This is a genomic window from Pseudomonas sp. SWRI111 (genome assembly GCF_014268555.1).
Lineage (GTDB): Bacteria > Pseudomonadota > Gammaproteobacteria > Pseudomonadales > Pseudomonadaceae > Aquipseudomonas > Aquipseudomonas hamedanensis.
The window spans coordinates 1-11,522 of record NZ_JABWQQ010000032.1; the positions used below are offsets into that span (position 1 = coordinate 1).

The window sequence follows — 11,522 nt, forward strand, 5'->3', positions numbered from 1 at the left end:
CCTGAACCGCCGTATACGGAACCGTACGTACGGTGGTGTGAGAGGACGGCGGATGTAAATCCGCCTCCTACTCGATCCGCAGCTTTAGAAGGCCTAGCGGCGGCGGAACAGCGGCAACGGCTCGTCAGTGGCGGCCTGATAAGTCACCGAAAAGTCCTTGAGGCCTTCGAGGGCTTCGTAAGGGTCTTTGTCGGGACGCACGGCAAACGCATCGAAACCGCAGCGGCGCATATAGAACAACTGATCACGCAGCACATCGCCGATTGCCCGCAGCTCGCCTTTGAACCCGTAACGATCACGCAGCAGACGCGCGTTGGAGTAGTTGCGACCGTCGGTGAACGCCGGGAAGTTCAGAGCGATGACTTGAAAGCAATTGACGTCTTCACCGATTTCCTCGGCTTCCTCGTCCGCATCCAGCCACACGCCCAGACCGCCATCGCGGGCTTTCAGGGCGTGGCCATGATCGCGCCACAGCGACAGCGGCACGATCAGGTCGTCGCAGTTGGAAATGCCGTCGAAGGTCGCATCCTTTGGCAGCAGGTGCCAGGTTTCGTCGACGACTTCGTTGTTTTTAATGATTCGCTGCATAGACGCGTTCCTTGAAGAGGTCGATGCCAATACGCTGATAGGTGTCAATGAAGCGCTCGTCTTCGGTACGTTGTTCGACGTACACGTCAATCAGCTTCGAAATGACATCCGGCATGGCTTCCTGAGCGAAGGACGGACCGAGGATTTTGCCCAGGCTGGCATCGCGGCTGGCGCTGCCACCGAGGGACACCTGATAGAACTCCTCACCTTTCTTGTCCACCCCGAGGATGCCGATGTGGCCGACGTGGTGGTGGCCGCAGGCGTTCATGCAGCCAGAAATGTTCAGGTCCAGCTCGCCGATGTCGAACAGGTAGTCCAGATCGTCGAAGCGGCGCTGGATCGATTCGGCAATCGGGATCGACTTGGCGTTGGCCAGCGAGCAGAAGTCACCGCCCGGGCAGCAGATGATGTCAGTCAGCAGGCCGATGTTCGGGGTCGCAAAACCTTGCTCGCGCAACTCGCCCCACAGGGTGAACAACTGGCTCTGCTCGACGTCGGCCAGAATGATGTTCTGCTCGTGGGAGGTGCGCAGTTGCCCGAAGCTGTAGCGGTCGGCCAGATCGGCGACGGCATCAAGCTGTTTGTCGGTGATGTCGCCCGGCGCAACACCGGTCGGTTTCAGCGACAGGGTCACGGCGACATAGCCCGGCTTCTTGTGCGCCAGGGTGTTGCGCGTACGCCAGCGGGCGAAGCCCGGGTGTTCTTTGTCCAGCTCGGCCAGTTGCGCGGTCTGGTTGTCGAGGACCTTATAGTCGGGATCGACGAAGTGCTTGGCGACACGCTGCAGTTCGGCTTCGGTCAGCGTGGTCTGGCCACCGCGCAGGTGCTCCATTTCCGCTTCGACTTTCTGTGCGAACACTTCTGGCGTGAGGGCTTTGACGAGGATCTTGATCCGCGCCTTGTATTTGTTGTCACGACGGCCGTAGCGGTTGTAGACCCGCAGAATGGCGTCGAGGTAGCTCAACAGGTCCTGCCACGGCAGAAACTCGTTGATGAACGCGCCCACGACCGGCGTACGACCCAGACCACCGCCGACCAGCACGCGGAAACCCAACTCGCCAGCGGCGTTATAGACCGGTTCCAGACCGATGTCGTGGACTTCGATGGCGGCGCGGTCAGCGGTCGAACCGTTGACGGCGATCTTGAATTTACGCGGCAGGTAGGCGAATTCCGGGTGGAACGTCGTCCACTGGCGGACGATCTCGCACCATGGGCGCGGATCGATCACTTCGTCGGCGGCGACACCGGCGAACTGGTCGGTGGTGACGTTTCGCAGGCAGTTGCCGCTGGTCTGGATCGCGTGCATCTGCACGGTCGCCAGCTCAGCCAGAATATCCGGGATGTCTTCCACCGCCGGCCAGTTGAACTGCACGTTCTGCCGCGTACTGATGTGGGCGTAGCCCTTGTCGTAGTCGCGGGCAATCTTGGCCATCATGCGCACCTGACGCGAGGTCAACTGGCCGTAAGGCACGGCCACGCGCAGCATCGGCGCAAAGCGCTGGATGTACAGGCCATTTTGCAGGCGCAGGGGGCGGAATTCTTCTTCGCTCAGTTCACCTGCCAGATAGCGTCGGGTCTGATCACGGAACTGCTTGACGCGGTCCTCGATGATCCGCTGATCGTACTCGTCGTATACGTACATATAAGTCCTGTTCTCAGGCTTGGGCTACTCGGAAAACGCTGCGTTTTCGCTTGCTGGAGTCCGATTGTGCCTCTGCAATTCTGCGCGCACGGCCGCGCACTCCCTGACGGAGCCGGGGCAATATACCCGTTTGCAGTTATGCGCAAAAGTGATGTTTGAGTATATGTAAAGAACCAAATCGCCTAACCAGAAAGGTTATTCGCTAATCCACATTTGTCGTGCGGACAATCATCGTCTTAACTGTGGACGAGTCTTTGTGCAATCACCGATAAAACCGATAAGAGGCGATGCAATGAGCAACCCGACCAAAGCAAGGAAAAGTGATAGCAGCGTCGATGCGTGGGCCATTTTGTTCCTGATCATTCTGGTGGTGGGAACCGCGGTGTTCTGGGTCAGCCATCAATAAACGACCCATCCGGGTCTGCGCGCGACGATTGTCGGACAAAAACGGAATCAGGCGTCAATAGCCCTTGGTTCGATGGCTATAATGCGCGGCCATTTTTTCCGGGGCCCGGATGCTTCATGTTCAAGTTTCTCCACATTTGCCTGCTGCTGTCGGGCGTGCTGCTGCACACCTGCGCGCGGGCCGAATCGGTGCTGTTTCTCAATCCGGGTTCGACCACGGAAGCTTTCTGGCTCAGCTATTCGCAATTCATGCAGGCCGCTGCCCGGGACCTGGGGATCGATCTGCAGATTCTCTATGCCCAGCGCCAGCCCGAACTGACCGTGGCGCAGGCGCGCATCGCGTTGCAGGGGCCGCAGCGTCCCGACTATCTGGTGTTCGTCAACGAACAATACGTCGCTCCGCAGATTTTGCGCCTGGCGCATGGCAGCGGCGTCAAGCTGTTCATGGTCAATGCCGCGCTGACAGCCGATCAGCAAGCCCTGTCGGGCTCGCACCCGGACCGGATCGGCAGCCTGGTGCCGAACGACGAGGAGGGCGGTTATCTGATGATGAAGGAATTGATCCGCCGACATCCGCCCGTGGCGCGCGGCGAACACATCGAGCTGCTGGCGTTCTCCGGCCTGAAAATCACTCCATCGGCGCAACTGCGTGAAAGTGGCATGCAGCGAGCGTTGGCCGAACACCCGCAGGTGCGCCTGCGGCAATTGGTCAACAGCGGCTGGAATCGCCAGCGCGCTTATGAACAGGCAAAACTGTTGCTGGGCCGTTATCCGAACGTTTCGCTGGTTTGGTCGGCCAATGACGAAATGGCCTTCGGCGCCATGCAGGCTTTTGCCGAACAGGACAAAGTTGCCGGCAAAGATGTGTTCTTCAGCGCGGTAAACACCTCTACCGCAGCGTTGCAGGCACTGGTCGACGGACGTCTGAGCGCGCTGGTCGGCGGCCATTTCACCTTGGGCGGCTGGGCACTGGTTGCGATTCACGACCATGATCAAGGCGTCGACCTCAACCAGTACGGCGGGCGCGATCGACAGGTTCCTCTGTTGCAACTGATCGACAAGGCGCACGCACAGCGGATGCTGGCACAGGGCGCAACGCCCGATTATGGCGTGCGTTTCCGCACACTGTCGGCCAAGGGGCGCCCGCCGGCGTACCGCTATCCGTTTTCGCTGCAAACGCTGATGCGCTGAACCCGGTCAGACCCCGGCGAAATGCAGCACCAGCTTGACCACCGCAAATAGCACCAGGGCAAACACCGCGGTGAACAGAATACCCAGCAGCACAAAATGGCTGGGTTTGCCATGGGTAAAGTCTCGCGCCCGGTTTTTGCCGCTCTGCACCCCGAATGCCGCTGCCATTACGCTGTGCAGCATCTGCCAGAAGGTCGGCGGTTTGTTATCGACTGGATCGTCCATATATCCCTCTTCGAAAGTCGTGCACGACAAGCATAGTCAAGCCGCCGGCGAATGCTTGCTCCGGCTGACGAAGGCATATCGTTACAACTTCGCCTCGGGCCTATAACTATGTATCGCTGCGCAGGACTTGCGCGATGGTGTGCTGTAGCTCCATTTCCAGGAGCGATGTATGTCCCTCAATTCCGTCACCCCGACCGACCCACCGCTCACGGCAATCCCTCACGCCACCGACAGTCTTCACGCGCCATACCTTGAAGCGGCGGTACCAGAATGGCTCATCAATGCTTCTGCGCAGCGAAAGCAGGCGCTCCGGCAGGCCGGGACCAGTCTGCCGCAGTGGTACACGCGAGCCTCACCGCAACAACGCAAGGCAGTGGATGCTGCTTTCAAGGAGAGTATGGCGGCGCAGGTGCGACTGGACAAAACCCTGTCTGGATTAAAGGACATCGACGCGTTCGCCCGGCCAATACTGACCAGAGCGCTGAAGAAGCACCACAACGTTCACGCTGATGTCGACACCACGCTGCTATGCCTCGTGCGTCCGTTAACCTTGGGTATCTTCAATATTGAAATAGATTCGTTCGACGTCCTGAAACTGCCGCTGCTGCAGGCGGCGCTGCACAATTTCGAGGCTCGTGAATGCGTGCCCGGCGCCTATCACAGGTCTTCCGGCTTTATCCGCGAAACAGCCACGCCCGGTGTTTACAAGCCGGTGAAAAAGAACCTGAAAGCTCATGATTTTATGCGGCTATGTCGCACGCTGAATATTGGCGGCAAGTACCAGACCTATCTCAACCGATTTTTCTACCCCACGGATCCCGCAGCGCAAACGTCCCTGCGCGAGCATTTCATTACCGCGCAAAAAACTGCGCTACGGGCAGCGGCCGAACGAGCATTACTGGAGAACGATATAGGGCCGCAAGATCACGCGATGATTCTTTCGGTCGTCAACGGCGAAGTAAACCCTCGGGTGGGCGGTAAACAGGTCTGGTTTCACGACTTGGGCCTGATGCGCGAAAGGCTGGTGGGCTGTGTGCTTTTCACGATCTGCGAAAAAAACCAGCCTATCGACGCCTCGATTCTTTATGTGCCCAATGACCCCGAACATCCGCTGAAACGCTACACCGGCACGCAAATGAGCGACACGCTCAAGCGCCTGCTGAGCGCGCGCGACCCAAGTCAGCCGCAGAGCGCCAATCCGACGCCGTATCAGCGTTTTTTCGGCCAGTTCATGCCTTATGAAAAGCAGCCTTACTATTTCAGCCAGTTCGTTCGGCCGCGTGACGACGCTCCGTCCGGGTTGCTGACTACGCCATGGCTGAAGCTCGTCGAAATCACCAACCCTTTCGGTCCTTTGTTCAAGATTAATGAACGGCCACCTGAGCGTACGGAATACGAGCCCGAGCCGGAACCTTACACCGCTGTCTCGCTCCTGCCACGTGAAGACAAGAGCCTATGGGATGAAAACACCGACCTGTGGGCTTATCTCTATGATCAGCATCGAAATAAGGTGCTGGCCGACGCCCGCAGTCATGCAGTTCCCACCCGCGATGTCGATATCAAGGTCCGCGATGCCAAGCTTGCAGCGCTGCTGGAAATTGGCATGCTGGGGCTGAATGTCGTGGCTGCCTTTGTCCCGGGGCTGGGGGAAGTCATGATGGGGATCATGGCCGCGCAATTGCTGTCCGAAACCGTTGAGAGCGTGGTGGAGTGGAGCGATGGTGACAAGCACGCCGCCAAGGCGCATCTGGTGGATGTCGCCGAAAACCTCGCGCTGATAGCACTGATGGCCGGTGCAGGGGCCGGTTTTAAAAAACTCACCGCTGTCGCGCCCGAACCGGTGATCGAAGGGTTAAGTCCGGTAACCTTGCCCAACGGCGAAACGCGTCTGTGGAAACCCGACCTGAGTGGCTATGAGTGCGATGTCTCGCTCGGCGATGAGATCAGGCCAAATGAGCTGGGACAATACAAGGTTGGTGACAAAACTTATCTGCGCCAGGGCGGCCATTTTTACCAGCAGATCGTTGATGAATCGACGGGGCAGTGGCTGATCAGGCACCCCAGCGAACCCAACGCTTATCGGCCTGTGATCGAGCATAATGGCCGCGGCGCCTGGCGCCAGAGCCTGGAGCACCCGATGACCTGGGACCGCCTGACACTGCTGCGGCGCATGGGGCATGTCACTGATGGTGTTCCCGCAAGCAAGCTGTTGATGCTGGCCGACATCAGCGGGGTCAGCGAAAGCACCCTGCGCAAGATGCACCTGGACCACGCGCCGCCGCCTCCCGAGTTGCTTGATGCTTTGCGTCTGTTCAAGGCGGAGGCCGGGGCCCGCCAAACGATCGAGCAATTACGTGGCGCCGCACCGATTGACCATCATTATCAGTACGGCTTGCCGTTGGTCACCGGGATGCCACGCTGGCCGACCGCGCGGGCGCTGGAGGTTTTCGAAGGCACGCAGCCGTCGGGACCTTCCATCCGATACGGCGAGCAGAAGCGACTGCCCCCACACCTCACCAAGCCTGCAATCCGGCTCACTCGGGAGCAAGTGCTAAACGGTGAAATGCCCGCGCGAATTCTCGAGTCGTTGGAGGAAAGCGAAATTCGCCAACTGCTCGGCGATGAGGTTTCACCGAGGGGCACCGCCAGGGCAGAGGCCTTCCGCCAGCAACTCGCTGATTTTGCCTATTCGCGACAATCAGCTGTTTTCGACAGCCTTTACAAGGGCACCGAAGCGGTGAGTGCGCGCGCCCGTGTGGTTCAGCGTGAGTGCCCGGGCCTCAGCGATGTGGCTGCGCAGGAGGTACTTGATCACGCCTCGTCGGCAGAATTGGCTCGCCTGGATGCGACGGGGCGAACGCCCTTGAACATACTTGAAGAGGCTCGCTGGCACTCGCGTCAGGGGCGCCAGATGCGCGCATTTGCCGGATTGCGCAGCGATCATCTGGCCTCGGCGGACAGCCGGCGCCTGGCCTTGCATGCACTGGAGCGCTTGCCGGGCTGGCCACCGACGTTGCGTCTGGAGGTGCGCGAGGGCAGCCCGAATGGCGCGTTGCTTGACCACATCGGACAGCCCAACGCGCCGATCAAACGCTATCTGGTGAAAAACGGGCCTGTCTTTCAGGCCTTCGATGACGGCGGGCAAGCCCTCGACAGCGTCCCCAGTGAGGGCGACAGTTTCTACAGCGCGATCATGCACGCGCTGCCCGATGATGCACGTACCGCCCTCGGCGTGCCCGAGGTCAGTGCCAGCCATGTACTGCAACGGAACATCATCGACGCTGCGCAGATTTATCGGCGTGACGCCGCGTCGCTGCTGGCACCGCGGGCCAAATGGTTCAAGCCGCCGGTGCGGCTGAACGCGAAACTCACCGGCTACTACGCGAGTGGCCGCGGTCCAGGTCTGAATCCTCACCTGGGCAGGCGCGTATTGGCACTTTATCCGGGACCTGGACAAGCACAGGCGTTCCTTATCGAACAAGCTGGTCTCAGCGAAAGGGACGTTCTCGCCGTGCTGGCTGAACGCCGCAGCGAGTGGAATGCGCTTAATCACACGCTTGAACACTGGCAGGCTGAGCCGATGGGGCAGCGGGCGGAACAGCAGCGCGTGCAGTTTTCCCGGGAAATCAGGGCTGCCTGGCGCAATGCTCCGTTGGCCGCACAAAGTGCACAAGCCGCCGGAGCGACACGCCTGTCGCTGGTGTGTGATACGCCGCTGCCGCGGCTGACCCAGTCCTTTGCCCATGTGCGTGAGCTCTCGGTGCGCGGCACCGGCATGACAGACGCCAATGCCGATGGGTTTCTAACGCAGTTTCCCGGCGTCACGGATCTATCGATTGGCGATCTTGAGCACGGCGCAGGCCAGCCGATCGTCAACCACACGCCGCTCACCACGTTGCCCGTAGCAGTCACCCGCTTATCCGGGCTTACCCGTCTGCGCTTCACCAGCCACGCGCCCTCACTGTCTGCGGATTTTGCACCCAGACTGCGCGCACTCACGACGCTGGAAGAGCTGCACATCGACTATTCAGGCTTGGATTCAACTCGCTTGCATTCACTGGACCTGACGCCACTGACCGGGTTGCGACGGTTGCGAATCGACGCCCCCAATGCCTTATGGCAATGGCCAGGTTACGTTGAGCAGCTCGAACAACTTGAACGGCTGGACCTCTCGCGCACCGCAATCAGTTCAATACCGGAGTCGATGTACAGTGGACATGAGCGGCTTTGGTCCGGGCTGTCGCTGGACTGGTCACACATCTCCCCGGCAGCATTCATGCGCGCGTACGAGTATGTGAGCAGCTACTCCGGTCCCTTGGGGCATCTGGTCGATGTGGACCAGATGGTCAGCCAGTATTGCCTTGCAGAACTGGACGCCATGGCCCTTGAGCCGGAGTCGGTGGCGGCCTTGCCCGAAGCACTCAATGCCGCTTGGCCAACTGCGCAAGAGCGACTCGGGGCGATCAGACAGCTCAGAGCGGAGCATGAGGAGATATTTGAGCTGTTTTACCCACCCGTCCAGGCAGATGGCTGGCGCACCACAACGCCGCGGGTGCCAGCGGTCAGAGGCGGCAACGCCGAAATGTTACGTGCCCTTAACAACAGCTGGCTGGGCGCGGTTCGTCAACGTTATGGCCTGGCCGCCGATGTTGCTACGTTTGAGTGGCCTGAGAGGGGAGTCAATCTCTCATTGGGCGCAGGTGTCGAACCCATCAGGGCGCTGGCGTCGCTTCCAGCCGGCAGTTTTCCCCACGTGCGCACGTTGCGCCTGGGGGGGCTGGACGTGCCTGCGGCCCAGGCGCGCCGTTTTATCCGTGCGTTCAGCGCTACTGAAACCCTTGAAATCAGCGGCAACGGTTTTACTGAGTTGCCGTTTGCCAGCGATGAACTGCCTGAGCTGACGCGACTGGATGCCTCGCGCAATCGCCTCGGCCCGGAAGTGCAAGCGCAAATCGACCGATTGCAGCACATCAGATCCCTGAATCTGAGCAATAACCGTCTGCACACGCTTGACGTCAGTGGCTTGCCCGAACTGCAAGCGCTGAGCCTGAGGGCAACGTCGTTGCATGCCTGGCCCACAGGCGCCGAAAACCTGCCGCGGTTGGCCTGGCTCGACCTGCGCGACAACCAGATTGCCGAGTTACCGCAGCACGTACTGAGTGACCCGGATCTTCTGCTCAGGAGCCATTTCAGCGGTAACCCTTTCAATGCAGCTGGCCAGACAGCCTTCGCAGCGGCGATGCAGCGCATCGAGCAGGCACAGGGGCTGCGCCGTGGCACGTTGGCGCGTTTCGCCGCAGAACCGTTGCCGGCGCACTTTCCGCCGGGGGAAACAGGCGCCTCCCTGGCTGAACGGCTGTTGCCGCTTCCCGAACCAGGCCCCATCGCTGTGGGCGAGGCTGGATTTGTCACGCGCTTGAAGCGTCTGGACCCGCTCGTGACGCAAGCGCTGGCTGAGCGCAATGTGCGAGAGTGGCGAGCGGCGGGGATGAGCATTGAACAAATCGATGTGCACATCAGCGAGTGGCAGCACAATTTCGAGGCGCTGACACGCCAGTTGAACGACTGGCTGTATACCCGTGAGAGGGGCATCGGCACACGCCGCGTCACGGCGCAAGGTCGGCAGATTGCAGCGCAGCGCATCAGGGAAGCCTGGCTCACCGGGCTGACGATCCCTCCCGGCAGGTCCTATGTGGAGCTGCAGCTGGAAAATTTGCCAATCGGCGATCTGCCGGTGCTGGTGACGCCGCTACCCAGAGTCGTGACGCTGAATCTGAGGGGCGTGGGAATGACCGGGCAGGGCGCTAACGGGTTTCTCGCTGCATTCGCCAACCTTGAAGTGCTGAACCTCAGCGACAATGAGCTGGCGCTGATACCTGATGCGGTGCTGCAGATGGATCAGTTGGTCGCGCTGCACATGCAGCGCTGCAACCTTGCCAGCGCGACGCGTCTTCATCCTCTGCTGAGCAACCGGCTGCAAAGACTTTATCTGGGCAATAACCAGTTAACCGCGTTCACCGCGCCTGACTTGGGCGTCCTTGATACCCTTGATTTAAGCGATAACCGCTTGGGCGAGTGGCCTGCGGCAGTCTTGCAAGCTCCGCGCTTGCACACGTTGATTCTGAGTGGCAATCGCATCGCGGAAATTCCGCCGAATCTCTTTCGTGGCCAATACCCGAACCTGGTTGTCGGTACTGACCTGTCCGGGAACCCCAACCTGTCACTGACCGCACTGCAGCGCCTTCGGCACCACACCCGAATGAATCAGTCGAACTATGCGCTGGGCGTTTCTCGCACCGAAATTGACGCGATGGTCGATGAGCGCATCTATGGCAGCGGCGAGAGTTCTCCAGAACCCGACAACGTTGACATTGGCGCAATCGTCTTGCCTGCCGAAGACGTTTTGTCACCCGTCTACGATGTCTCGCCCAGGGCACTTGAGCCATGGCTGGCTGACACACCTGCCCACTTGATTGCGACGCGCCGCGCGATTTGGACGCAGTTGGCGCAAGAGCCGGGCCATGAGCGTTTTTTTCAGTTGATCCGGTTCCTGCGGTTAACCGAGGAGTTCCGGCAGATACCGGCCGACCTCACACATCGACTATGGGATGTCATGCAAGCGGCGAGTGAAAACACCGAGCTGCGAGAGCTGCTGTTCCAGGGTGCCGAGACCCATGGCACCTGCATCGACGGGCGGATACTCGCGTTCAGTGAAATGGAAGTGCGGGTGTCTGTCTATCGCGTCTTGCTCGACATTCCGCTGAACCAGCCCGTGCGCCGAGGGCAGGCGCTGCTGAGGACCTCGCGGCAGTTGTTTCGCCTGGAAAGGGTTGAGGCACTGGCCGAGGCGCAAGCCGCGAAGCCGGGCAGTGATCCTGCGGAAGTGCGCCTGAGTTATCGCATCGGGATGACCCGCGCCTGGGACGACGGCATCGAGTTGCCGGGACAACCCTCGCATATGTCTTTCGACCGTCCGATCAGTGGCGAGCTTCAGGCGACTACCCGGGCTTCGATCATGGCAGCGGAGCAAACCGATGCACTGTTGGAGAGCATGCTGTCGCGCGATTACTGGCTCACCTATCTGCAAGAAAACTATCAGCCGGAAATGGACGCAATCGATGCCGCCGTCGCTGAGCAGGGCTATCAGCTCTTGAGCGAGACACAGGATCGGCTGGAAAGAGGGGAGATCGACAACGATCAATACGAGCGGCAGCTGGTTCAGGCGAGCTTTACGATTGAGTCCCAACGCATACAGAGCCTTATTGAGCTGACCCGTCGAATGGTCAACGACCTGCAGGGCCTTGTCGCGGAGCATCCGGGCCGTGATTCACCGCAGCCGGGCCCTTCATGGCGGCCGTAAAGCTCTGACACGAGGGGCATCTGCGGCGAGGCGGCTTTCCTCCTCGCCGCGGTGCGGGCACACACCCTGTTACCTACTCCCGATCATGCGATATCTGGATACCGCAGTCGC

Annotated in this window: 5 protein-coding genes; 2 read left to right on the top strand and 3 right to left on the bottom strand. The window is 60.2% G+C overall.

The genetic code is table 11. The features are described from left to right. Window positions 1-93: 93 nt before the first annotated feature. Both HU755_RS25025 and HU755_RS25030 read right to left on the bottom strand, forming a co-directional pair. Window positions 94-588 carry a DUF934 domain-containing protein gene (locus HU755_RS25025; RefSeq protein ID WP_186623387.1) on the bottom strand — a complete coding sequence of 165 codons (495 nt, stop codon included), beginning with the start codon at window positions 586-588 and terminating at the stop codon, window positions 94-96. Next, complete coding sequence (locus HU755_RS25030) at window positions 572-2,230, bottom strand: nitrite/sulfite reductase (RefSeq protein WP_186546441.1); 1,659 nt, start codon at window positions 2,228-2,230, stop codon at window positions 572-574. Before HU755_RS25030 ends, HU755_RS25025 begins: the two co-directional genes overlap by 17 nt. A 522-nt stretch (window positions 2,231-2,752) precedes the next feature. On the opposite strand from HU755_RS25030, the gene HU755_RS25035 reads away from it, so the two are divergent. Further along, window positions 2,753-3,826 (top strand): ABC transporter substrate-binding protein, encoded by a 1,074-nt coding sequence (locus tag HU755_RS25035; RefSeq protein WP_186637602.1) that lies wholly within the window; start codon window positions 2,753-2,755, stop codon window positions 3,824-3,826. Between the two features lie 6 nt (window positions 3,827-3,832). Here HU755_RS25035 and HU755_RS25040 read toward each other — a convergent pair whose 3' ends face one another. Next, window positions 3,833-4,051 (bottom strand): DUF2970 domain-containing protein, encoded by a 219-nt coding sequence (locus tag HU755_RS25040; RefSeq protein WP_186546439.1) that lies wholly within the window; start codon window positions 4,049-4,051, stop codon window positions 3,833-3,835. Between the two features lie 169 nt (window positions 4,052-4,220). On the opposite strand from HU755_RS25040, the gene HU755_RS25045 reads away from it, so the two are divergent. Continuing rightward, on the top strand, window positions 4,221-11,411 hold the full coding sequence (locus HU755_RS25045; protein ID WP_186637604.1) for an NEL-type E3 ubiquitin ligase domain-containing protein: 7,191 nt from the start codon (window positions 4,221-4,223) through the stop codon (window positions 11,409-11,411). Window positions 11,412-11,522 lie beyond the last annotated feature (111 nt).

Excerpts from the sequence above, each read along its gene's own strand:
- HU755_RS25030 (WP_186546441.1), bottom strand. The coding sequence starts at position 2,230 with ATGTACGTATACGACGAGTACGATCAGCGGATCATCGAGGACCGCGTC.
- HU755_RS25025 (WP_186623387.1), bottom strand. The coding sequence starts at position 588 with ATGCAGCGAATCATTAAAAACAACGAAGTCGTCGACGAAACCTGGCAC.
- HU755_RS25040 (WP_186546439.1), bottom strand. The coding sequence starts at position 4,051 with ATGGACGATCCAGTCGATAACAAACCGCCGACCTTCTGGCAGATGCTG.
- HU755_RS25045 (WP_186637604.1), top strand. The coding sequence starts at position 4,221 with ATGTCCCTCAATTCCGTCACCCCGACCGACCCACCGCTCACGGCAATC.
- HU755_RS25035 (WP_186637602.1), top strand. The coding sequence starts at position 2,753 with ATGTTCAAGTTTCTCCACATTTGCCTGCTGCTGTCGGGCGTGCTGCTG.